Origin of the sequence: Streptomyces sp. NPDC051173 (assembly GCF_040689515.1) — a bacterium.
Classification (GTDB): Bacteria; Actinomycetota; Actinomycetes; order Streptomycetales; family Streptomycetaceae; genus Streptomyces.
In genome coordinates this window covers 30,816-53,579 of sequence record NZ_JBFBBD010000012.1, presented here as the reverse complement: position 1 = coordinate 53,579, position 22,764 = coordinate 30,816, and the positions used below count along the sequence as shown (strand labels likewise).

The window sequence follows — 22,764 nt, the reverse complement described above, 5'->3', positions numbered from 1 at the left end:
GCCGGGGTCACTCCGGTCGTCCGGGCACCAGGGCGAGGCCCGCTCCGCCCTCGTCCAGTGCGTACTCCTCGCGGGCGGCGTCGTAGGAATAGAGCTCGGCGTAACGGCCCCAGTCGGTGGCGGTCTCCAGCTGCTGGGTGACCTGTTCGCTCGTGTAGTGGTGGGCGAGCAGGTCGCGGAAGAAGCCGGGACGCAGGGTGCCGTCGGTGCGCCGCAGGCTGGTGACGACGAGGCGCACCAGTGGCGCGGCGTCGAGCACCGCGTCGGCGAAGATCTTCTTGGATTCCTGGACGTCCGCGCGGGCGAACCGGGTGCCGGACGGGGTCAGGAGGAGGTCGCCTTCGCGGATGAGGGCGAAGCCGAGCAGTTCGAGGGCGTCGACCTGGGGCAGCAGGTCGTCGACCTCCAGGCCGAGTTCTTCGGCGAGGTCGGCGAGGTCGCAGCGGTCGCCGTGCTGGGTGAGGATCTCCGCGAGGCCGGAGAGGCCGTCGACGCTGGCCTGGGGCAGCGGGGTGTTGGCCATGGTGCGCTTGGCGGGCTCGGCGGCGGTGCGGCCGGGCAGGTGCGGGGCGGTGTCCTTCTCGCGGCCGGTCATGACCTGGTAGATGGCGTCGATCAGGGCGTCGAACTCGGGGGCGTTGCGGTCGCGGGGGCGTTCCAGGGCCACGTCGAAGGTGGCCCTGAGGGTGCCGGGCCGGGAGCCGAGGACGACGACGCGGTCGGCCATCAGCACGGCCTCCTCGATGTTGTGGGTGACGAGGACGACGGCCCGGGTGGGGAACTGGCCGGAGGCCCACAGTTCCATCAGTTCGCCGCGCAGGTTCTCGGCGGTGAGGACGTCGAGGGCGGAGAAGGGTTCGTCCATCATCAGCACGTCGGGTTCGACGACGAGGGCGCGGGCGAAGCCGACGCGCTGGCGCATGCCGCCGGAGAGTTCCTTGGGGTAGGCGGATTCGAAGCCGTCGAGGCCGATGAGGTCGATGGCCTGGAGGGCCGCCTCGGCACGCTCCCTGGCGGGCACGCCCCGTGCTTCGAGGCCGAGTTCGACGTTCTGCTGGACGGTGAGCCAGGGCAGCAGGGCGAAGGTCTGGAAGACCATGGCGGTGCCGGGGTTCGCGCCGTCGAGCGCCTCGCCCCGGTAGGTGATGGTGCCGGAGCTGGCGGGGATGAGGCCGGCGAGGCAGCGCAGCAGGGTGGACTTGCCGGAGCCGGAGCGGCCGAGGAGGGCGACGATCTCGCCGGCGCGTACGTCCAGGTCGACGCCCGCGAGGACGGGCAGTTCACCGTCGGCGCCGGCGTAGGACTTGGTGACGGCTCGGGCGGCGAGCAGCACCTCGCCCCCGGCGGAGCGGGGGTCTGCGGTCCGGCCGGGTCCGGCGCTCGGGGCCATGTGCGAGGCTCCTTCCGATAGGTCTGCGAGAGCAGGCGGTTCACAGGGAGTAGCGGGTTTCGGCGAGGCGGTAGAGCCTGCGCCACAGCAGCCGGTTGAGCCCGACGACGTAGAGGGCCATCACGGCGATGCCCGCGATGAGGTGCGGGTAGTCGCCGTCGGAGGTGGCGTGGGAGATGTACGCGCCCAGGCCGGTCGCGGTCAGTGTCGTGCCGCCGAAGGTGACGATCTCGGAGACGATCGAGGCGTTCCAGGCTCCGCCGGACGCGGTGATGCCGCCGGTGACGTAGGCGGGGAAGATCCCGGGGATGATCAGGCGCTTCCAGCGCTGCCAGCCGCGTACGCCCAGGTCGTCCATGGCCTCGCGCAGGTCGGAGGGGATCGCCGAGGCTCCGGCGATGGTGTTGAAGAGGATGTACCACTGGGCGCCGAGGGCCATCAGGAACATGCCGCCGATGTTGATCGAGAGTCCGGTCCTGAGGAAGAACCAGGTGGCGAGCGGGAAGAGGAAGTTGGCGGGGAAGCTCGCGAGGATCTGCACGAAGGGCTGGGCGACGCGGGCCAGTTTCGGCGAGAAGCCGATCTTCACGCCGATCGGTACCCACACCAGCGTCGCGAGGGCCACCAGGACGACGACGCGCGCGAGGGTGGCGAGTCCCAGCAGCAGGGGCTCCCCGAAAACCCCGAGCCCGGTGTGGTGATCGAGGTAGCCGAGCAGGTCGAGCAGCCCCCAGAGGACCAGGCCGCCGGCCACCACGGCGAAGACGAGGTCACCGGCCCGGCGGTGCAGCCGGTTGACCGTCAGCGGCCGGTCGTCGGTGCCGAGGACCCGCGCGGCCCGGCTCAGCGCTTCTCCCGCCGGGCGGGTCAGCCTGCCCAGCAGGCGCGGCCAGGAGGAACGGCGCAGGAAGTCCAGCACCAGCGAGCGCTGGACGTCGGCGGCCTCGGACTGCTCGTTCTTGAACCGCTCCGTCCACGCGGTCAGCGGCCGCCAGAAGAAGAAGTTCACGCCGACGACCATGACCGTCATGGCCGCCACCGCCCAGCCGACCTTGCCCAGGTCGCCGTCGGCGATGGCCGTGCCCGCGAAGGATCCGATGCCGGGGAGCGCGTACGAGTGGTGGGAGACGCTGATGGCCTCGGAGGCCACCAGGAAGAACCAGCCGCCGCCGAAGCTCATCATCCCGTTCCAGACGAGCCCGATCGCCCCGGACGGGAGCTCGACCTTCCAGAACTTCATCCACCGGGTGAAGCGGAAGGAACGGGAGACCTCGTCGAGCTCACGCGGCAAGGTGATGAGGGAGTGGTAGAACCCGAACGTCATGTTCCACGCCTGCGAGGTGAAGATCGCGAAGATGGACGCGCATTCGAGCCCCAGCAGCGAGCCGGGGAACAGGGCGATGAAGCCGGTCACCGCGACGGTCAGGAAGCCCAGCACGGGAACGGACTGCAGGATGTCCAGCGCGGGGATCAGCACCCGTTCCAGGCGCCTGCTGCGGGCGGCCGCGTAGGCGTAGACGAGGGTGAAGACGACCGAGGCGGCGAGTGCCACGAACATCCGCAGCAGGCTTCGTGCCGCGTAGTACGGCAGCTTCGCGGGGTCGGTGTCCACCTTGACGACGTGGGCCGGGTCGAAGGAGACCGTGACGCCCTTGCTCACACGCAGCAGGAGGTACATCCCCACCAGCACGGCGACGGCGACCACGAGGTCGACCCACGACATGCGGGACAGCCGCCCGGCCACCCGGGCGGGCAGGGAGGCCCGCGACGTGGTGGGTCGTGACAGGAAGGACATCGGGACAACCCCCAGCACACGGCTGTTGTCTGCCGGTTCCTCCGGCAGGGACGGGACGGCGTCGACGGGAACGGTGCACGGCGGACGGCACCTGATGCCACACCTCCTCGGTCTCTCCTCACCATCCTGGGCCTGTGCCGGAGGCTGAGCCAGTGGTCAGTGCGCGTGCGCGCCCTTGTGATGGGCGGTGCCGTGGGAGTCCGCGCAGTGCGGGTGCCGCTCCCCCGGTCCGGCGAGGGCCGGGACCCGTTCGGTGGCGTGATCGACCTGAAGCGTGGTGTGGGTGATGCGGAATTCGTGCTCCAGTATGTGCTCCAGGTCGCGCCGCAGGGCATGGCAGTCCGCGTCGGGGGCGGCCAGGACGTGGGCGGACAGGGCGGGCTGACCCGAGGTGATCTGCCAGACGTGCAGGTCGTGGATCTCCACCGCGTCCGCGGCAGCCGCCATGCGGTCCCCGACCGTGTCGGGGTCGAGCCCGGCCGGAGCGGCCTCCAGGAAGACCCGGCCGGACGCGCGCACCAGGCCGTAGCCGGCGCGCAGCATGAGGGCCACCACGATCAGCGAGGCGATCGCGTCCGCGCGGGCGAAGCCGGTGAGCAGGACGACGGCTCCGGAGACGGCGGTGGCGATGAATCCGTAGAGGTCCGTCAGGATGTGCTGGAAGGCGCCTTCCACGTTCAGCGAGCTGCGGTTGGCCTTCGAGAGGCACCACGCGGCGATGACGTTGACCACGATGCCCACCAGTGCGGTGACCAGCACCAGGCCGCCCTCGACCTCGGGCGGGGCGATCAGGCGCTGCACGGCCTCGTACGCCAGCCAGAGGGACAGTGCCAGCAGCGTGATGCCGTTGGCCTGCGCGGAGAGGATCTCGGCGCGCTTGAGGCCGAACGTGTAACTCCCGCGCGCGGGACGGGCCGCCAGCCGCATCGCCACCAGGGCCAGGACGATCGAGGCGGCGTCCGTGAGCATGTGCGCGGCGTCCGACATCAGCGCCAGTGACCCCGCGAGCACACCGACGACGACCTCGACCGCCATGAACGTCCCGATCAGTGCCAGCGCGATGGTCAGCCAGCGCCGGTCGGCGTCGGCGGCCACCCCGTGCGCGTGGCCGCCGTGCCCGCTTCCGTGGTCATGGTCATGGTTGTGCTCGTGTTCATTCCGGCCGCCCATGGCGCGCCCTCCCCACTTGCCGGTGGTCGTTACGCAGTGAGTGAAGCGCATATCGTCGGAAGATCCAAAGGCTGCACTGGTGACCGTTATCAACACCCATAAGAATGCTCTGACCTGCACTGATCGCGCGTGGTACGGCGCGGGCCCGTCAGCCGCCGCAGGGCCGGCCGGCCGCCCCCGAAGGGTCGAGTGCGTAACCGACCTGCCGTACGGTCCTGATGACGTCCTGATAGCCCGGGCCGAGCTTGCGGCGGAGTCTGGCGACGTGGACGTCGATGGTGCGCGTGCCGCTCTCGTGGTCCTGTCCCCATATGGAGGCCAGGAGCTGACGGCGGGTGTGCACTCTCCTGGGGTGGGCGATCAGCTGGGCGAGAATCTCGAACTCGGCGTAGGTGAGCGCGAGTTCCCGCTCGCCCGCCGACGCGGTGCGCTGTTCGGGGTCGACGACCAGGCCGCCCGCCCGGTGCGGTCGCCGCAGGGCGGCGGGGCCGGGACCCGTCGCCCTGCCGGTGCCGGTGAGCGTGCTGCCGGGCGGGGTGAGGCAGTCCGGGTGGGTGCGGTGGACCCGTGGATAACGCAGGTACATATGGAGCTCCTGACGCGCTGGGAACGGATGTCGGCCGGGGCGTGACGACCCGGTCAGGACTCCAGGCGCCAGTCGGCCCGGAGGCGTCCACGGCCGTCGGGGCCGGTGACCGTGTGCCAGTGGGCGCGGGGCCGCCTGGGCGTGGTGTGGCCGATCGCGGTGCGGGCGCAGGCCGGGGCGCCCAGGACCTGGAGGACGGGGCTGTCGACGGCCCCGGCCGCGACGCGCCGGACGACCTCGCCGAGGAAGGCGCGGACGGCCGGGACGACGCACGGCGGCGCGCAGCGGGTGCGGATGACGGGAAGGACGGACATACGGAGGTCACCTCCATGAAGCGGCATGCCGGAAGAAGCCACGGCACGGCCGGGAGCTGCGGAAAGCGGGCGGAGAAGCCGGTGCCCGTGGAACAGGCGCCACGAAGGCCCGGCGGCTCGGGGGCACGCGGCAGCCATCCCCCCTGCGAACGCGCAGCCCGACGGCCCGGAGCGGCGGAAAGCCGCACGGGTGCCAGGAGAGGAGCGGGCGCGAAGGCGCGCGCGGGGAAAGGGGGTTACCGCGTGCCGGAAGTCAGCGAGGACATGCGGGTGGGGGGCCTACTGTGGCCCGGACTCGCACAACTGCCATCCATGTCTTTCGCCTCCTTCCGGCCGGGGCGCGCAGGGGCGCCGTACGACACGACAGGGAACGGACCGGCCCGCACGGCTGGTTCACTCCCGACTCGTCAGCTTCGGCAGAACGTTCAGCAGCATAGCCCCGTACTTGCGTATCTACGCAACTACTTGACGCAACCTTGACATCACCGCGGCAGATGCCGAGTGGGACTCACCGCTCCCCGATCCCCTCGAACCACGTCGGGCCGTCCGCCATCGCCTGCTTGATGCGCGAGACCGCGAAGTCCTCCATCGGCGGCAGGGCGTCCGGCTCGAACCAGCCGACCTCCAGCGACTCGTCGTCGTTGACACGCGCCTCGCCGCCGACGGCGCGCGCGAGGAAGCAGATGTCCATGAACTGGCAGTGGTCGCCGTTGGGGTAGGTGACGGGCGCCAGGGCCTGGACGAGGAGGACGCGCTCGGGGACGCAGTGGACGGCGGTCTCCTCGTACACCTCGCGGACGACCGCCGCGGCGGGCTGCTCGCCCGGGTCGGGAATGCCGCCGATGATCGACCACTCACCGGAGTCCGCGCGGCGGCCGAGGAGAACCCGGCCGGTGTCGTCGAGGACGATGGCGCTCACCCCGGGCATCCAGAGCAGCTGGTGGCCCGCGACGGCGCGGAGGTCTGTGATGAAGTCGGGCGTCGGCATGGTCCGAGCCTAGGGGGTGCTGGAGTGGTGCTCTTCCCTGCCGGCCCGGATCAGGCGGTGGCCCGGCGCCCGGCGGCCCGGCGCAGGCCGTCACGGATCGCCCGTACCGCGGCCTCCGCGTCGTCCACCGTGACGGTGAAGGAACGCCCGTCACCCAGGCGCAGCACGAAGCCCTCGCCCCGGCGCACGACGACGGCCGTGCCCTTCTCGGGGCGCCAGCGATAGCCCCAGCCGCCCCACTGGCGGGGGGTGACGCGGGGGGCGAAGTCGGCGCCGACCACGTGCGTCAGCGGGATGCGGGTGCGGGGCACCCCGATGTGGCCGCAGCGCACTTCCAGCGCCTCGGTGTCCACCCGTACCGCCACATGGACGAACGCGAGGGTGCCGTAGAGCATCAGCAGGCCCGCGGCGACGCAGCCGACGACCGACATGACGAGAGGGGCCAGCCCCGAGGTCCACGCGCTGTCGACGGCCAGCTCGACGCCCAGCGCCAGGCAGGCTGCGCCCGCAGCGGCCAGCAGCCACTGGATCCGGTTGGTCGCACGGCCGGTCCAGACGGCGAGTTCGGTGCCGCTGTCGGCTGGGGAAGGGGTTCCGGCCGCGTCCGGCTGCTCGTCGTCCTCGTGGCCCTGCGGGCCCTTGGAGTGGTCCCTCATACCACGCAGCCTACTCACCTTCCGCCACCACGGCAGGGGTGCTGCGCGGACGGGACCGGATCGTGCGGCCGCGCCGCGGTCAGGGGCGTGCGGCGCCGACGGCGCTCAGGGAGCGGCCTTCCGCATAGCTGAGGGAGGACGGCTCCAGGGCCGCCTCACGGCCGCCGAACAGCACAGTCAGGGTGCCCGACGGCGCTGCGTCGGGGGCCGGCGCGGCACCGATCCGGCGCAGCGTCTGCGCGGCGACGGCCTCGGCGGAGCCGTGCAGCACGAGGGACTCGTCCGAGGGACGCAGCAGCGGCTGAACGGCCTCACGGATACGCTCCGCGACCAGCTCGTAATGGGTGCAGCCCAGGACGACGGCCCTTACATCGCGCGGGGTGAGGGCGGCCGCGGCAGCCACGGCGGCCTCGATGCCGGCCGCGTCGGCGTGCTGCACGGCGTCGGCGAGGCCGGGGCAGGGAACCTCGGTGACCCGGACACCGGAGGCGAAGTCGCGGATCAGGCCGCGCTGGTACGGGCTGCCGGTGGTGGCCGGGGTCGCCCAGATGGCGAACGGGCCGCCGCCGACCGCGGCGGGCTTGACCGCGGGCACGGTGCCGATCACCGGGAGAGCGGGTTCGAGCTCGGCGCGTATGGCGGCCAGGGCGTGCACGGAAGCGGTGTTGCAGGCGACGATCAGCGCGTCCGGACGGTGCGCGGCGGCGGCGCGGGCACAGCTCAGGGCCTTCTCGATGAGGTCCTCGGGGGTCCGGGGGCCCCACGGCATGGTCGCCGGGTCGGAGGAGAGCACGAGATCGGCGTCGGGCCGCAGGCGGTGCACAGCGGCGGCCGCCGCCAGGAGGCCGTTTCCGGAGTCAATGAGCGCGATCTTCACCCGGTCACTTTAATGGATGGGCCCCCGCGGGCCCCGCCCCGGATGCCCGGGGCACCGGCGCCGGACGGCCCGCTCGCGGCCGCGGCGGAGCCGGAGGGGAGAAAGTCCCCCGGTCAGGGGTGCCGTGCGGCAGACTGCGACGGATGAGCACGCTGATGTGGATCACTGTCGGTTCCCTGGCCGCGTGGGCCTGGCTGCTGCTGGGACAGGGCTTCTTCTGGCGTACGGACGTGCGGCTCCCGTCGCGCACGCCGCCCGACGACTGGCCGTCCGTGGCGATCGTCGTCCCCGCCCGCGACGAGGCGGCGGTGCTGCCCCTGAGCCTGCCGTCGCTCCTCGCGCAGGACTATCCGGGGCGGGCGGAGATCTTCCTCGTCGACGACGGCAGCACGGACGGCACCGGCGCGCTGGCCCGCTCCCTCGCGGACGGGCACGGCGGTCTGCCGCTGACGGTGGACTCACCGGGCGAGCCGCCGCCGGGCTGGACCGGCAAGCTGTGGGCGGTGCGGCACGGCATGGCGCTCGCCCGTGCCCGCACGGACGCGGAGTATCTGCTGCTGACGGACGCGGACATCGCGCACGAGCCGGACAGCCTGCGGGAGCTGGTGGCGGCCGCGCGGTCGGGCGGGCTGGACCTGGTGTCGCAGATGGCGCGGCTGCGGGTGGCGAGCTTCTGGGAGCGGCTCGTGGTCCCGGCGTTCGTGTACTTCTTCGCGCAGCTCTACCCCTTCCGCTGGATCAACCGGCCGGCCGCGCGGACGGCGGCGGCCGCGGGCGGCTGCGTGCTGCTGCGCCGGGAGGCGGCGGAGCGGGCCGGGATCCCGGACAGCATCCGGCAGGCGGTGATCGACGACGTGTCGCTGGCGCGGGCGGTGAAGCGCGGTGGCGGCCGGATCTGGCTGGGGCTCGCGGAGCGGGTGGACAGCGTCCGGCCGTATCCGGGGCTCGCCCCCCTGTGGCGGATGGTCTCGCGCAGCGCGTACGCACAGCTGCGCCACAATCCGCTGCTGCTGGCCGGGACCGTCGCGGGGATGGCGGTCATCTATCTCGCGCCGCCGGTCGCCGTACTGGTGGGCGCGCTGACCGGACACACGGTGACGCTCGCGGCCGGTGCGGTCGCGTGGGCGGTGATGACCGGTACGTACGTACCGATGCTGCGCTACTACCGGCAGTCGCTCGCGCTGGCGCCGCTGCTGCCGTTCACGGGTCTGCTTTATCTGCTGATGACGGTGGACTCGGCAGTGCAGCACTACCGCGGCCGGGGCGCGGCCTGGAAGGGGCGGACGTACGCCCGCCCTGAGGCCGCGCCCTGACCGGGCCGTGGTGTCACTTGCGGCCGGGTGTCCAGTTCATGCCCCAGCCGTAGGCGCGGTCGAGCGTGCGCTGCGGGCTGACGCCGCGGTCCGGCACGAGGTAGCGGGCCTCGCGCTGGACGACAAGGTCACCGCCGTTGTTGGTGAGCAGGGCGAGGGCGCAGACGTTGGAGGCCACGGTGCACTCGTCGAGCGAGAAGTCGATGGGTGCGCCGTGCTGCGGCTGGAGGGTGACGGTGGCGTGCAGACCGGCGAAGCTGCGGGCGCCCTCGTAGATCGTCACGAAGATGAGGATGCGCCGGAAGTCGGCGATGTGGTCGAGGTTGACGGTCAGGTTCTCACCGGCCGCGGAGGCGCCGGTGCGGTCGTCGCCGTCGAGGTGGAGGTACGGCGGCTGGTGCAGCGAGCCGAAGGAGTTGCCGAGCGCCTGGACCACGCCCTTGCGGCCGTCGTTGAGCTCGTACAGGGCCCCGAGGTCGAGGTCCAGGTCGCCCTGCGTGGCCATGGCCATGGCCTGGCCGAGCTTCGCCTGCCAGCCGCTCTTGGCCTGCTTGCGCATCTGCCAGTTGAGGTTGACGCGCAGCGCGCCGGAGGTGCCGCCCTGCTTGGTGAGGGAGACGGTCGGCTTGTCCTTGGTGAGCGTGACCTTGGTCAGGCGCACGGGCGCGGGGGCCGGGGCCGCGGGCGGCGGGGCGACGGGCGGCGCCGGCGGCGGTACGGGCGCCTGCGCGGGCGGCACCGGCTGTCCGTACGGGACGGCCGGTGCCGGCGGGGCCGGGGGTGCCGGCCGGGGTTCGTCGACGGAGATGCCGAAGTCGGTGGCGAGGCCGGCCAGACCGGTGTCGTAGCCCTGGCCGACGGCCCGGAACTTCCACTCGCCCTGGCGGCGGTAGAGCTCGCCGAGGACGAAGGCGGTCTCGACGGTGGCGTCCGAGCTGTCGAACCGGGCCAGTTCCGTGCCGTCGGCCTGGTCGAGCACGCGGATGTGCAGTCCGGGCACCTGGCCGAAGGTGCCTCCGTCGGCGGACGCGGCGAGCACGACGGTCTCGATCGCGGGCTCGACGGAGGCGAGGTCGACGGTGAGGGTGTCGGTCACGGCGTCGCCCACGGGGCGCTTGCCTTCGTGCCGGACGGCGCCGGAGGGGTGGACGGCCTGGTTGTAGAAGACGAAGTCCGCGTCCGAGCGGACTCTGCCGGTGGTCAGGAGCAGAGCGGAGGCATCGACGTCCGGTATGCCGGGGCCCGTGCGCCAGCCCAGCTCGATCCGCACGGCCGGTGCCGGAATCCGGATGTTGGTGCCCTTGAGCATCCCCATGCTCCACCCCTCTGAACAGTCCCGTCGTTTCCGGCACCCAACGTACCCTGACCGCGGTTTTTCACCGGATTCACCGGTTCCCCTGATGCGTCCCGTACGAGCCTGTGGCGTGTGTGCCGGCCGGCTGCCGGGGTTCCGCCGGGGGCTCGGCGGGTGCGGTCGCGTGCGCTGTCTCATGGTGAGGCGGCGCTTCCGGCTTCGCCTCGGAGGTCGGCAGCACGGGCCCGGCGGCCGTGGGCGGTGTCCTGACGTCCGCGCGGGGTGTCCTGGCGGCCGTGGGCAGATCCTCCTTCGGCGGCGGGGACTTGACGCCCCTGGAGGGCTCCTCGGCCCCTGCGGACGGGGACTTGGCATGCCTCGTCGGCTGCTCGGCCGTCGTCGGCGGCCGTGCGTCCTCCGTCGGCGGGGCCTTCGTCGGGACCGCCTCCTGCGCGGAGGCCGTCGGCTGTGGAGCGCCGGTACGGGTTCCCGTCGGCGGGGCCTTGGTCGCAGGCGCCCGGGACGCGCCCGTCGGTGGAGCGGTGGTCGGTTCGGTGACGCCGGACGGTGATCCGGTCGGCTGCGAGGGCGACTGCGCGTCCGTGGGCGTGCGCGTGCCGGTGGAGTCGCCCGGTGTGCGGGACCCCGTCGGCGTGCGCGCGCCGGCGGAATCACCCGGTGTACCCGACGATCCCCGTCCGTCGCCCGGCGTGTGCCCCGGCGAGGACGGCGTGCGGCGGGGCGGCGGGTTCCAGTGGAAGGTCGCGGAGTCGTGGTTGCCGTCCGTGCCCGCTCCCCGGTCGAATGCCTTGTCGTTCTCGAAGGGGTCGACCAGCGGAACCTCCTTGACCGGTCCCTTGTCCCGGGCCCGCGGCGTGATGACGGTGACCGTGGTCTCGCTGAAGGTCTCCCAGCGTGTCCCCACGTAGGTCGACGCCTTGAGGTCCACGTCGTGGTCGGGCTCCCCGAGCGGGTTCCCGCAGTTGCACTTCACCGCGGGGCCGGTGTACGGGTCGTTGAGGACGGCGACGCCCTTCTGGAGCACCGACAGATACGCCCTGGTCCTCCCGTCGCCCTGGTAGTCGTGGTTCTCGACGAGGGTGTCGTCGAGCAGGACGACCTCGGTGAGGCCCTCGATGTGCGCGGCGATGCCGTTCTGGTCGATGCCGCGCGCCTGGGCCCACGCCTGGGCCTCGACGGGGTCCTGGGTGATCTGTTTGATCAGCAGCGCCTTGTCGCAGTGCACGGCGCCGGGGGTGCCGCCGAAGGCGCCGCGGGCGTCCACCGCCTTCGTACCGCCGCCGCCTGTCGGGGAGTTGACGCCCTTGAGGTCGGTGCCGGGGTTCCGCAGGAACGGGTGGTCTCCCAACGTTCCCACGGCCTCCAGTGTGAGCTCGGCGGCCTTCTTCTTCTGTGCTGTCGTGCACCCCGTCACGGCGACGCCGCCGAGCAGCGCGGGCACGGTGAGCAGCGCGACGGCGCGCATCCTGCGGCGCCGCAGTGCCGCGCTTCGCGCGGCGGACATGTGCCTTGTCCGCCTGGACGGAACAGTCGCGATGGAATCTGACACCAGCCGCATAATTGCACCCCCGATAGCCGGCATGAAGTGGTCCTGCGCATGGGGAAGTCTCACCCCGGTCCGCACGTCGACAGCCACCCCCCGTTGCAGGATCCGGCCGTGCTGCCACCCGACGGTGTCGTGGGCCGGGTGACGCCGGGCGAGGGGTAGGCCGACGGGCTCGTGGCGGGGGCGGGGCTCTCCTGTCCCCCGCCGCCCGCGGGGTCGGAGGCCGAGCTCGACACCCCGGCCGGGTTCTGCGTGCCGGATTCCCCGTGCCCCCTGGCGGCGAGCACGGCGGCGGTGCCGCCGCCGATGAGCAGCAGGGCCAGCAGCGAGCCGAGGAGCAGCGCGAACAGCCGGCGCCGGCCGTCCGGGGGCGTGACGAGCACCGGGTAGGCGCCGCCCGCCGGATACCCAGCGCCCACCGCCGGACGGCTCGCCGCACCCGCGTACGGCGGTGGTGGTGCCGGGGCCGGGGCCGGGGAGTGCCCCGGGCCGGTGCTGTACAGCGGCACGACCGGGCCCGATCCCGAGGTGGAGACCGGCGCGTCGCCCTGGGCGGGTGACGGCGGAGGCGTCCGGGGAAGCGGTGGCCGAGGGGCGGGCGCCGCCCGCTCGGTGGGCACGTATCCCCCGGCGCCGGTCCAGCCGGGCTGTGTGGTCATGTGCCCCGCGGCCACGGCGTCGAGCATCCGCTGGGCCTCCGCCGAGCCCATCCGGGTCCGTGGGTCCTTGCGGAGCAGGCCCTCGAGCAGCGGGGTGAGGGGCCCGGCGCGCCGGGGCGGCGGCGGGTCGTCCTGGACCACCGCCTGGAGCGTGCTCAGCGGCGAGCCCCGCCGGAAGGGCGAGACGCCCTCGATCGCCGCGTAGAGGGTCGCCCCGAGCGACCAGAGGTCGGAGGGCGCCCCGGGGCGCTGTCCCAGCGCGCGCTCGGGGGCGAGGAAGTCGGGGGAACCGACCAGGTCACCGGTGCGGGTCAGGGTGCCCGAGCCCTCGACGAGGGCGATGCCGAAGTCGGTGAGCACGACCCTGCCGCCGGGTTCCAGCAGGACGTTCGCCGGTTTGACGTCGCGGTGCAGCACCCCGGAGGAGTGCGCGCTGCGCAGCGCCTGGAGCACCATCGAGCCGACCTTGGCGGCCTCCTTGGGCAGCAGCACGCCCTCGTGCTGGAGGACGTCCGCGAGGGAGCGGCCGCGCACCAGCTCCATGACGATCCAGGGGCGGCCGTCCTGCTCCACGACGTCGTGCACGGTGATCACGTTCGGGTGGCTGACGCGGGCGGCGGCGCGGGCCTCCTGCTTGAGCCGGGCGTAGAGGATCCGTACGTCCTGCTCCCGCAGGTGCTCGGGGGCCCGGACCTCCTTCGCGGCGACCTCCCGGTCGAGCAGTTCGTCGACGGCGCGCCAGACGGTTCCCATGCCGCCGCTGCCGAGCCGGTCGATCAGCCGGTACCGCCCGGCGAGCAGTGGAGGTCCGTGCTCCGCGTCCATGCCGTCCGCCCCCTCCCCGTACGGACGGCGCGTTCCGGGCCGTGCGCGTTCGGGCCACACCCGCTCTGACGGCGCGGCCCGCGTTCCCGTTCCCGGTGGTACGGCTTCCTGTGGCGCTCAGCCGTGGAGGTCCGGCGTCCGGGTCACGGTGCGGCCGTGCGCGGTGGCGGCGCGGGCGAAGACGGCGGCGTCGTGGACGGCCGCTCCGCCGGGGTCGTTGTTGAAGTAGGCGTACACATCGGCCCGGTCGGGCCAGTGGTCGGCGATCCGGCAGGTCCAGGTGGTGAGTGCCTGGTGCCCGTAGCGCGGCCAGGGCCGGGCCCGGCCGCAGTGGAAGCGCACATAGCCCCAGTCCGCGGTCCGCCACAGCGGCGTCACGGGCCGGGAGTCGTGGTCCGCCCAGCACAGGGCCGCGCCGTGGGCCTCCAGCACGGCCCGCACCTCGTCCGTCCACCACGACGCGTGGCGGGGTTCGACGGCCACGCGGGTGCCGGTGGGGAAGCAGGCGAGCGTGCTGTCCAGGGCGGTGGGGTCGGCGCGGAGGGTGGGCGGCAGCTGGAGCAGTACGGGCCCGAGCCGCTCCCCCAGACCGGCGGCGCTCCGCATCAGCCGGGCGACCGGCTCCTCGGGTTCGCGCAGCCGCTTGATGTGGGTCAGATAGCGGCTGGCCTTGACCGCCATCACGAAGCCGTCGGGTGTGCGGTCGCGCCAGTCGGCGAACGTGGCCGCCGTGGGCAGGCGGTAGAAGGAGTTGTTGTTCTCGACGGTGGTGAAGTGGCGGGCGTACTCCTCGAGCCACAGCCGTTGCGGCACGTCGGCGGGGTAGAGGTCACCGCGCCAGTCCTTGTACTGCCATCCCGAGGTTCCGACGAACAGGGGCATGGCATGATCCTTGCCCGGGGAGACCGGATCCGCCACCAGCGAGGTGCGACGTCGTGGACTGTGTTTTCTGTGCCATCGCGGCAGGCGGGTCGGAAGCCCACCGGGTCTTCGAGGACGACACGGCGGTGGCCTTCCTGGACGCCCGGCCGCTCTTCCCCGGGCATGTGCTGGTCGTGCCGAGGCGGCATGCCGAGACGTTCACCGATCTGCCGGTGGCGGAGGTCGGGCCGTTCTTCACCCGGGTGCAGCGGGTGGCGGGGGCCGTGGAGCGGGGCATGGGCGCCGCCGGGTCGTTCGTCGCCGCCAACAACCGCGTCAGCCAGTCGGTGCCGCATTTCCATGTGCATGTCGTGCCGCGCAACCGCAAGGACGGACTGCGGGGGTTCTTCTGGCCACGCACCCGCTACGCATCACAGGAGGAGGCGGCGGGGGTGGCGGCGCGGATCCGGGAGGCCCTCGCCTGACGGCGCCGGGCCCGCCATGGACTATCCGGGCGAAGCTGTCCATATTGGATACATGGCCAGCGTGAGGTTCCGTGATCGCGTGGACGCCGGCCGGCGGCTCGCCGGGCGGCTGGGGCACCTTCGGGGCGGGAGCACGGTCGTGCTCGGTCTGCCCCGCGGGGGCGTTCCGGTGGCCTTCGAGGTGGCCGAGGCGCTGGCGGCCCCGCTGGATGTGATCCTGGTCCGCAAGCTCGGCGTGCCGAGCCACTCGGAGCTGGGGTTCGGTGCCATCGGCGAGGACGGCGTGCGGGTCGTCCACGACAGCATCGTCCGGATGAGCCGGGTGGCCGAGGACGACCTCGCGGAGGTGCAGCGCCGCGAGGAGGCCGAACTCGCCCGGCAGGCGGACCGGTTCCGCGCCGGACGGGCACGGATCCCGCTCGCGGGCCGCACGGCGGTCGTGGTCGACGACGGCGTCGCGACGGGCGCGACCGCGGCGGCCGCCTGCCGGGTGGCGCGGGCCCACGACGCGGCCCGGGTGGTGCTGGCGGTGCCGGTGTGCCCGCCGGACGCGGCCGAGGAGCTGCGCGCGGAGGTGGACGAACTGATCTGTCTTTCCACGCCGGCCGTCTTCTTCGCGGTCGGCGAGTGGTATCAGGACTTCTCCCAGACATCGGACGAGGAGGTCGTCGATCTGCTGCGGCACAGCAGCACGGCGCCGACCGGCCCCGGCGGTGGTGGCCGGGACGACGCCGGACCGTGAATCGCTGGAGGTGTGATTGCCATGGAGACGATCGTCGAGTGCACCATCGATCTGGAATTCCGTGAGGCGGGGCCGCTGACACAGGCGGCCGCGCGGCTGCGTATGCGCGACGGCACGGATTTCACGGCGCACGGTGTCACCAACCGGAATCCGGACGACCCGAACCAGCAACGGGTCGGCGAGGAGGTCGCGGCGGCCCGTGCGCTGTACGGCCTCGCCGAGCAGCTGCTGGAGAAGGCCGGGGTCGACATCGAGGAACTCACCCATGAGACCGCGCATCTGACGCACTGACGGGCCGTGTTCCGGCCGTGCGGAAACACACGTGCGTGCTTCCGCACGGCCGGTACGGACCGAGCCGTACGAGCCGTCAGCAGCCGTCAGTGGCCGTCAGTTCACCGGCTCCGGTGACTGCGCGGTGGTCTCCCGTACGCACAGCGGGGTGCGGGTGGGGCCGGTGACGGCCTCGCCGGTCTCCAGGGAGAAGCTCGAGTGGTGCAGGGGGCAGGTGATCCGCAGCCGGGCGGCGTTGACATAGCCGTGGGCGAGGAATCCCTTGCGGTGCGGGCACAGGGAGTCGGATTCGAATTCCCGGTCACCGATGCGGATCCGGATGCGGTCCTCGCCGATCTGCTCGACCGAGACCGGTCCTGTCGTGTCCGGCATTCAGCCCGCCTTCAGCGCTGAGGCGACGGCCGCCTCGGTGGCACCGCCGATGACGTCACTGGCGAGCTTGAACCCCGTCCACACCTTGGCCGGGTGCAGGTCCGCCTCGGCGTCGAACTCCCTGATGGCGACCTGGAGTTCCTTGGCGTGGAAGTTGTCGATGTGCAGGTGCTCGGTGTAGTAGCGGGCACCGCTCAGGCCCAGCCTGGTGGCGGCGTCGGCGAAGCACTGGAACGCGTAGAGGATGCTGGATTCCAGATAGCACAGCGCGCCCAGGAAATACTCCGGGCGCGGTGCCCGGGCGGCCGCCCAGAAGAAGGTGTTGACGTAGGCGAACGTCTCCTCGTTGGTGCGGTCGAGGTAGTCGCCGACCTCCAGCGACATGTCGAGTTCGGTCATCAGGTCGCGGTAGATGTTGAAGTGCGCCTGGTCGAGGTTCCCGCAGCCGAATTCGTCGACGAGCACCCGGAAGACCGCCATCTTGGCCTTCTTCGGGAGCCGCCAGACGATGGGCAGGAAGGACTCCGACTCGGTCAGGCCGTCCACGGCGAACTGCGCGACGACCTCCTTGAACTGCTCGCGGTCGAGGTCCTCGGCCATGACGCGCTCGAACTCGGGCACGTCGGCCTTCTCCGCGTCGAGCAGGGCCTTCATCTGCCGGCCCAGGGCCGCGCGGTCGGCCATCTCCGGGGCGGCCGCCTCGATCTCCCGGGCGCGGCCGACGATCAGCCGCTCCTCCAGGTCGTGCAGTTCGCGCAGTTCATCGGGGGTGGGTATGGAACGGTTGAGTACGAAGAGGCGGCTGCCGGCCGTACGGATCGTGGTGGTCACGGAAGGCTCCCGGCGGATCACGGATTCACGGATTCGGATGGGCGCCGGCACGGGCGCACGCGGAGGCGGCGCGTCCGTGCCGGCGCGTGCGGTCAGCTGACGGCCAGCGCGGTGCCGATGACGCCCCGGCGGACCAGTTCCGCCTTGACGTGCAGATACCAGTCGTCCGTCAGCAGCCGGAGGCGCTCGGACAGCGCGTCGACGCGGGCCTGCGCCTCCTCGCCGCCCTGCGCGAGCGCGGCGGCGCAGACCGAGGGTTCGAGGTTGGCCAGCGGCCCGACGAAGCCCTGCACACCGGGCACCTGGGTGAGCAGGTGCTCCCAGCCCTGGAAGACGGGCACTCCCGCGGCGTTGTCCAGCAGCTGCCGGGTGAATTCGGCCGAGCCGCTGGAGTCCTTGACGCCGACGACGCCGGGCAGGTCGCAGACCTTCCGCAGCGCGTCGATGTCGAGGGGCGCCTTGGATTCCACGTGCTCGTGGTAGACGAACACCGGCAGCGGGCTGCCGTCGAGGATTTCGGCGAAGTGGCCGACGAGCCCCCGGCGTTCGCCGTCGGCTCCGGGGAACGGCGGGGGCACGACGACCGCGTCGGCTCCGAGGTCCGCCGCCAGCCGGGCACGGGCCAGGATGCCGTCGACGTCACCGAGCGCCGCTCCGGCGAGGACGGGGAGGCCGTCCGCGTGCTCGACGGTCAGCCGCACCATGTCGGTCCACTGCTCGGCCGAGAGCGTCCAGCCCTCGCCGGTGCTCAGGGCCGGCACGAGACCGGTGACGTCCCCGCGCAGGGACCGCACCAGCCTCCCGACGCTCGCCGGGCACACCCGGCGCCGCTCGTCGACCGGGGTGACGAGGGGCACGAGCGTGCCGCGCAGGCCCTTCAGCCGCTCGACCGCCGCGGCTCCGTCAGAGCTCGGCATGGTCGGCCTCCAGGACCAGGGACCGCTCGTAGAGCTCGTCGAGCCCGGCGGGGAAGACGCCGCGCTCCGTGGCCGGTTCGGGCTCCCGCACGGAGGGTCCGAATCCGCTCAGCGCGGTGAGCCGAGGATTGACGGTGACCAGCCGGCCGCCGGTGGCGACGACCGAGGCGAGCAGCAGCCGGTCGCGCACCCGCAGTCCGGAGGCCTCCACGGGGAGGGCCGCGGCGGCGGCCAAGTCGGCGTCCGTGTAGGCGCGCCGGGCGATCGGCATCAGGGAGTGCAGGACGTCCATGAAGGGGTAGTAGTCGTCCTGCACCTCACGCGGCGCGTGCCACACGAAGTCGTCGCAGCGGCCCACTTCCTCGTAGGTCATCACGACGGGCCGGTCCAGGTGGGAGGCGAAGAAGGCCGTGCAGGCCGCCCGTACGGACGGGTCGGTGCTGTGCATCCCCATGAAGAGGGACGCATCCACGTACAGCTCAGGCGCCATAGCCGTCCACCGCCTCGCGCAGGCGCGTCACCGAGGCGAGGAACTCGCCGGGGTCGCGGGCCAGTGCCAGCCGGACGTAGGACTCGCCGCGCTCGGGCTCGTTCCAGAAGAAGTAGGTGCCGGGGAGCACGTACACCTCGTGCTGCGCCAGGTGGCGCTGGAGGTCGGTCGCCCTGACGGTCCCGTCCTGGATGCGGAACCAGGCCACGCTGACGTTGACGGCCGGTTCGATGTGCTCCAGGAGGCTGCCCGCGAGGGCCTTCTGCGCGGTCTCCCGGTTGCGGGTGATCACGTCGCGGACCGACGCCATGCCGTCCTCGATGGAGTCCTCCACATAGCGGGCGAGGAAGTTGAGGATGAAAGGCGAGACGTCGAGCAGCACACTGGTGTGGATGTTGTAGACGTCCTCGTAGAGGTCGCGGCTGCAGGTGAGCAGGGCGCACTTGGCGTCCTGGAGCGGCCATGTCTTGCCGGTGTCCTCCAGCGCGATGTAGCGGACGCCGGAGGTGTCGAGCAGTTCGTAGAGGTCGAAGCGGCCGAAGCGGGGGTCGGCGAGGGCGAAGGCCGCGAAGCAGAGGTCGACGATGAAGAGCTTGTCGTGGTCGACGCAGTAGCGGACGACCTCCTCGAAGCCCTTGCGGCCGTGGGAGAGCAGGCTGAACCCGGTGGGGTTGTTGGGGTCGACGAGGAAGAGCGCGTCGGTGGTGACGGAGGCGGCAAGCCGCTCGTAGATGCGGCGGCTGGGACTGGAGGACCGCGTCCGGCTGAACCACCGCGCCTTCCCGCTGGAGATGTTCAACAACGGCCCGAGCCCCCGGCCCGGCACGGACTCCGAGGTGGGCGGCGTGGCCCACATCGAGCCGGAGGCGGGCTGGCAGCTGTGGCGCGCCCCCGACTGGAAGTTCCCCTCCACCTCGCTGCCGGCCCTGGAGGCGGTGCAGCTCGCGAAGGAGCAGAGCCTGGAGGCGTCCGAGCGGCTGGATCTGGCGTTGCGCCGCGCCTTCTGGGCGGAGAGCCGGTCGATCGGGGCGTACGCGGTGGTGCTGGCCGTCGCCAAGGAGACGGAAGGGGTCGATCCGCGGCCCATCGCCGAGGGGCTGGCCGAGGGCCGGGCCCGCGCGCTCATCGCGCGCGACTTCCTCTGCGCGAAGGAACACGGCGTCATGTGCAGCCCGCACTTCTACCTCCCGGATGGATCAGATCACGCCAATCCCGGGGTCGCGGCGCGCTGGCACGGCGCATACGGAACGGGCTTTCCCGAGGTAACGGCCAATGACCGGGGCGTTTACGAGGCGATCCTGGAGCGGGCGGCCGACTGACTCACAGGTCAGAACGGCCCGGGCGGGCCTGCGGGGAAAAATGATCGATCATCGTTCATTACCGGTGGGTAGATGTTGACTACAGCAACTTGACGCTCCTAGCGTGAGTCGGACGGAAAGATGGTTCCGCTACACGGAATCAGCAGTTCCAACGGGGGCTCACCTGGCGGGCCCCGGCGGCCGGTCCACCCGCATGCCTGGTCGCGCGTCACCACGCCGGGGGCACCACGGCAGCACGCGGCGCCCCCGGTCCCCACCCGGGATCGTGAAAGAGGATCGCCCGTGTCCCAGCTCGACCAACTGCCCGACAAGGACCCGTCAGAGGTCGCCGAGTGGCGCGAGTCCCTGGACTCCGCCACCCGGTTCGGGGGAGCCAACCGGACGGCGTACCTGCTGCGCCGTATGGCCGAACACGCCGAGCGGACCGGGCTGGAGCTCCCTCCGCTCCTGGAGACCCCTTACCTCAACACCATTCCGACCTCCGCCGAGCCCGCCTACCCGGGCGACGAGGAGATTGAGGCCCGGATCACCGCGTGGAACCGCTGGAACGCGGCCGCCATGGTCACCCGCGGCAACCAGCGCGCGGGCCTCGGCGGCCACATGGCGACCTTCGCCTCGGCCGCCTGGCTCTACGAGACCGGCTTCCAGCACTTCTTCCGGGGCAAGGAGACGGACGGCTCCGGCGACCAGCTCTACATCCAGGGCCACGCCTCCCCCGGCATCTACGCGCGCGCCTTCCTGGAAGGCCGCCTGACGGAGGGTCAGCTCGACCGGTTCCGGCAGGAGGCCGGCGGCGACGGGCTGCCCTCCTACCCGCACCCGCGCCGGCTGCCCTGGCTGTGGGAGTTCCCCACCGTCTCCATGGGCCTGGGCCCGCTCTCCGCCATCTACCAGGCGCGGTTCAACCGCTATCTGGAGCACCGCGGCATCAAGGACACCTCCCGGTCGCACGTCTGGGCCTTCCTCGGCGACGGCGAGATGGACGAGCCGGAGTCGACCGCCGCCCTCGCCCTCGCGGGCCGCGAGCGGCTGGACAACCTCACCTTCGTCATCAACTGCAACCTCCAGCGCCTCGACGGCCCGGTCCGCCCCAACTTCAAGATCGTGCAGGAGCTGGAGGCCCAGTTCCGCGCCGCCGGGTGGAACGTCGTCAAGTCGCTGTGGGGCAGCGCCTGGGACAAGCTCTTCGCGAAGGACACCGAGGGCGCGCTGCTGAAGCGCCTGCGCGAGGTCCCGGACGCCCAGTTCCAGACGTACGCCACCGTGGACCCGGCCTACCTCCGCGAGCACTTCTTCGGCTCCGAGGGCCCCGGCTCCCCCCTGCACACGATCGGCGCCGGCCTCGCGGACGCCGAGCTCCTCGAACTCTTCCGCACCTCCCGCGCGGGCCACGAGCCGCGCAAGGTGTACGCCGCCTACCGCGCCGCCGTCGAGCACCGGGGCGCGCCGACCGTCGTCCTCGTGCAGACCGTCAAGGGCTACACCCTCGGTCCGGGCTTCGAGTCGCGCAACGCCAACCACCAGATGAAGAAGCTCACGGGGAAGGAGTTCCGGGCGATGCGGGATCTGCTCGGCCTCCCCATCCCCGACAGCGCGCTGGACAGCGAGCTGATGCCGTACGCCCACCCCGGCGAGAACTCCCCCGAGGTGCGCTATCTGCGCGAGCGGCGCGCGGCGCTCGGCGGCCCGGCCCCGGCCCGCAAGGTCGTCGCCAAGCCGCTGCCCGAGCCCTCCGCGAAGCCCTTCGAGGCCCTCCACAAGGGCTCCGGCCGCCAGGAGATCGCCACCACCATGGCGTTCGTCCGGCTGGTCAAGGACCTCATGCGGGACAAGGAGACGGGCCCGCGCTGGGTGCCCGTCGTGCCCGACGAGGCCCGCACCTTCGGCATGGAGTCGCTCTTCCCCTCGGCCGGGCTCTACTCCCCGGTCGGCCAGACCTACGACCCCGTCGACCGCGACCAGCTCCTTTACTACAAGGAGGCCAAGGACGGTCAGATCCTCAACGAGGGCATCACCGAGGCGGGTTCGCTGGCCGACTTCACGGCGGCCGCCACGTCGTACGCCACGCACGGCGAGCCGATGATCCCGTTCTACATCTTCTACTCGATGTTCGGCTGGCAGCGGACGGCCGATCAGTTCTGGGCGCTGGCCGACCAGTTGGGCCGCGGCTTCGTCATCGGTGCCACCGCCGGGCGCACGACGATGACGGGCGAGGGCCTCCAGCACGCCGACGGCCACTCGCACCTGATCGCCTCCACCAACCCGGCGGCGGTCTCCTACGACCCGGCGTTCGCGTACGAGATCGCGGTCATCGTCCGGGAGGGCCTGCGCCGGATGTACGGCCCCGACGCAGAGAACGTCTTCTACTACCTGACGGTCTACAACGAGACCAAGGTCCAGCCGGCCATGCCCGAGGGCGTGGAGGAGGGCATCCTCAAGGGTCTCTACCGCTTCAAGGAGGCCGCCGGGGCCCCGGCCGAGGCCCCGCGCCTCCAACTGCTGGCCTCCGGCACGGCCGTCCACTGGGCCCTGGACGCCCAGCGGCTGCTGGCCGACGACTGGGGTGTGGCCGCCGACGTGTGGTCCGCTCCCTCCTGGACCGAGCTGCGCCGCGACGCCCTGTCCTGTGACGCGGCGCAGCTCAAGGGCGAGGACCGGGTCCCATACGTGACCCAGGCACTGCGCGGCGCGCCGGGTCCGGTCCTCGCCGTCAGCGACTGGATGCGGGCGGTTCCCGACCAGATCGCCCCCTGGGTCGAGCAGGACTGGACGTCCATCGGCACGGACGGCTTCGGTCTCTCCGACACCCGCGAGGCGGCCCGCCGCCACTTCGGTGTGGACCCGCAGTCGGTGGCGGTCGCGGCGCTCGCCGCGCTGGCCCGCCGGGGCGAGGTCAAGGCGGAGACGGTCCGGGAGGCCGCGCGCCGGTACGGCCTGGAAGGCTGACCCACGCCTCGCGATTCAGGCCCCGCCCGGTGACCGACCGGGCGGGGCCTTCTGACGCGAGGCCGCGGGACGGAGC

At 72.2% G+C, this 22,764-nt stretch carries 22 protein-coding genes and 1 pseudogene; 6 read left to right on the top strand and 17 right to left on the bottom strand.

What is annotated here, in order from left to right; translation table 11 throughout:
• Positions 1–7: 7 nt before the first annotated feature.
• From AB0435_RS10225 to AB0435_RS10190, 8 genes are all read right to left on the bottom strand, one after another.
• Positions 8–1,390: a nitrate/sulfonate/bicarbonate ABC transporter ATP-binding protein gene (locus tag AB0435_RS10225; RefSeq protein ID WP_366004645.1), complete on the bottom strand. Its 1,383-nt coding sequence runs from the start codon at positions 1,388–1,390 to the stop codon at positions 8–10.
• A gap of 40 nt (positions 1,391–1,430) precedes the next feature.
• Complete coding sequence (locus AB0435_RS10220) at positions 1,431–3,185, bottom strand: ABC transporter permease subunit (RefSeq protein WP_366004644.1); 1,755 nt, start codon at positions 3,183–3,185, stop codon at positions 1,431–1,433.
• Between the two features lie 156 nt (positions 3,186–3,341).
• Positions 3,342–4,355 (bottom strand): cation diffusion facilitator family transporter, encoded by a 1,014-nt coding sequence (locus AB0435_RS10215; protein ID WP_366004643.1) that lies wholly within the window; start codon positions 4,353–4,355, stop codon positions 3,342–3,344.
• Between the two features lie 148 nt (positions 4,356–4,503).
• Positions 4,504–4,941, bottom strand: coding sequence for a winged helix-turn-helix domain-containing protein (locus AB0435_RS10210; RefSeq protein ID WP_366004641.1), 438 nt, complete (start codon positions 4,939–4,941; stop codon positions 4,504–4,506).
• Between the two features lie 53 nt (positions 4,942–4,994).
• Positions 4,995–5,255 (bottom strand): hypothetical protein, encoded by a 261-nt coding sequence (locus AB0435_RS10205; protein ID WP_366004640.1) that lies wholly within the window; start codon positions 5,253–5,255, stop codon positions 4,995–4,997.
• 508 nt (positions 5,256–5,763) lie between these two features.
• On the bottom strand, positions 5,764–6,243 hold the full coding sequence (locus AB0435_RS10200; RefSeq protein WP_366004639.1) for an NUDIX domain-containing protein: 480 nt from the start codon (positions 6,241–6,243) through the stop codon (positions 5,764–5,766).
• Positions 6,244–6,293: 50 nt separating this feature from the next.
• The gene (locus tag AB0435_RS10195) at positions 6,294–6,899 is read right to left on the bottom strand and encodes a hypothetical protein (protein ID WP_366426646.1); all 606 of its coding nucleotides are present in this window, start codon (positions 6,897–6,899) and stop codon (positions 6,294–6,296) included.
• A 79-nt stretch (positions 6,900–6,978) separates the two neighbouring features.
• The gene (locus AB0435_RS10190; protein WP_366426645.1) at positions 6,979–7,776 is read right to left on the bottom strand and encodes an aspartate/glutamate racemase family protein; all 798 of its coding nucleotides are present in this window, start codon (positions 7,774–7,776) and stop codon (positions 6,979–6,981) included.
• A gap of 143 nt (positions 7,777–7,919) precedes the next feature.
• On the opposite strand from AB0435_RS10190, the gene AB0435_RS10185 reads away from it, so the two are divergent.
• Positions 7,920–9,089 (top strand): glycosyltransferase, encoded by a 1,170-nt coding sequence (locus tag AB0435_RS10185; RefSeq protein ID WP_366004636.1) that lies wholly within the window; start codon positions 7,920–7,922, stop codon positions 9,087–9,089.
• 13 nt (positions 9,090–9,102) lie between these two features.
• On the opposite strand, the gene AB0435_RS10180 is transcribed toward AB0435_RS10185, so the two are convergent.
• From AB0435_RS10180 to AB0435_RS10165, 4 genes are all read right to left on the bottom strand, one after another.
• Positions 9,103–10,404: a TerD family protein gene (locus tag AB0435_RS10180; protein WP_366004635.1), complete on the bottom strand. Its 1,302-nt coding sequence runs from the start codon at positions 10,402–10,404 to the stop codon at positions 9,103–9,105.
• Positions 10,405–10,474: 70 nt separating this feature from the next.
• Positions 10,475–11,908 carry a DUF6777 domain-containing protein gene (locus AB0435_RS10175; protein WP_366426644.1) on the bottom strand — a complete coding sequence of 478 codons (1,434 nt, stop codon included), beginning with the start codon at positions 11,906–11,908 and terminating at the stop codon, positions 10,475–10,477.
• 104 nt (positions 11,909–12,012) lie between these two features.
• Positions 12,013–13,434 (bottom strand): serine/threonine-protein kinase, encoded by a 1,422-nt coding sequence (locus AB0435_RS10170; protein WP_366004633.1) that lies wholly within the window; start codon positions 13,432–13,434, stop codon positions 12,013–12,015.
• 117 nt (positions 13,435–13,551) lie between these two features.
• Complete coding sequence (locus AB0435_RS10165; protein ID WP_366004632.1) at positions 13,552–14,316, bottom strand: DUF72 domain-containing protein; 765 nt, start codon at positions 14,314–14,316, stop codon at positions 13,552–13,554.
• 53 nt (positions 14,317–14,369) lie between these two features.
• Here AB0435_RS10165 and AB0435_RS10160 point away from each other — a divergent pair, with 53 nt between their 5' ends.
• The 3 genes and pseudogenes from AB0435_RS10160 to AB0435_RS10150 all read left to right on the top strand — a co-directional run bounded on the left by AB0435_RS10160 (position 14,370) and on the right by AB0435_RS10150 (position 15,813).
• Complete coding sequence (locus AB0435_RS10160; RefSeq protein ID WP_366004631.1) at positions 14,370–14,780, top strand: HIT family protein; 411 nt, start codon at positions 14,370–14,372, stop codon at positions 14,778–14,780.
• A gap of 61 nt (positions 14,781–14,841) precedes the next feature.
• Positions 14,842–15,471 (top strand): annotated as a pseudogene (locus AB0435_RS10155) (phosphoribosyltransferase family protein); the annotation flags it as partial.
• 72 nt (positions 15,472–15,543) lie between these two features.
• Positions 15,544–15,813, top strand: coding sequence for a DUF1876 domain-containing protein (locus AB0435_RS10150; protein ID WP_366004630.1), 270 nt, complete (start codon positions 15,544–15,546; stop codon positions 15,811–15,813).
• A gap of 96 nt (positions 15,814–15,909) precedes the next feature.
• Here AB0435_RS10150 and AB0435_RS10145 read toward each other — a convergent pair whose 3' ends face one another.
• The 5 genes from AB0435_RS10145 to AB0435_RS10125 all read right to left on the bottom strand — a co-directional run bounded on the left by AB0435_RS10145 (position 15,910) and on the right by AB0435_RS10125 (position 19,222).
• Positions 15,910–16,185, bottom strand: coding sequence for a Rieske 2Fe-2S domain-containing protein (locus tag AB0435_RS10145; RefSeq protein WP_366004629.1), 276 nt, complete (start codon positions 16,183–16,185; stop codon positions 15,910–15,912).
• A complete protein-coding gene (locus tag AB0435_RS10140; protein WP_366426643.1) occupies positions 16,186–17,016 on the bottom strand; it encodes an iron-containing redox enzyme family protein in 831 nt (276 codons plus the stop codon). It abuts the gene before it with no gap.
• Between the two features lie 92 nt (positions 17,017–17,108).
• Entirely contained in the window at positions 17,109–17,933 is an 825-nt protein-coding gene (locus tag AB0435_RS10135) for a dihydrodipicolinate synthase family protein (protein ID WP_366004627.1), read from the bottom strand.
• The gene (locus AB0435_RS10130) at positions 17,920–18,423 is read right to left on the bottom strand and encodes a DUF6190 family protein (RefSeq protein ID WP_366004626.1); all 504 of its coding nucleotides are present in this window, start codon (positions 18,421–18,423) and stop codon (positions 17,920–17,922) included. Before AB0435_RS10130 ends, AB0435_RS10135 begins: the two co-directional genes overlap by 14 nt.
• Entirely contained in the window at positions 18,413–19,222 is an 810-nt protein-coding gene (locus tag AB0435_RS10125; protein WP_366426642.1) for an aminotransferase class I/II-fold pyridoxal phosphate-dependent enzyme, read from the bottom strand. Before AB0435_RS10125 ends, AB0435_RS10130 begins: the two co-directional genes overlap by 11 nt.
• 46 nt (positions 19,223–19,268) lie before the next feature.
• Between AB0435_RS10125 and AB0435_RS10120 the strand changes: the two genes are divergently transcribed.
• Positions 19,269–19,742, top strand: a complete 474-nt coding sequence (locus AB0435_RS10120) for a hypothetical protein (protein WP_366004624.1) — start codon at positions 19,269–19,271, stop codon at positions 19,740–19,742.
• A gap of 282 nt (positions 19,743–20,024) precedes the next feature.
• Positions 20,025–22,688: a pyruvate dehydrogenase (acetyl-transferring), homodimeric type gene (gene aceE, locus AB0435_RS10115; protein WP_366004623.1), complete on the top strand. Its 2,664-nt coding sequence runs from the start codon at positions 20,025–20,027 to the stop codon at positions 22,686–22,688.
• The last annotated feature ends 76 nt before the right edge of the window (positions 22,689–22,764 follow it).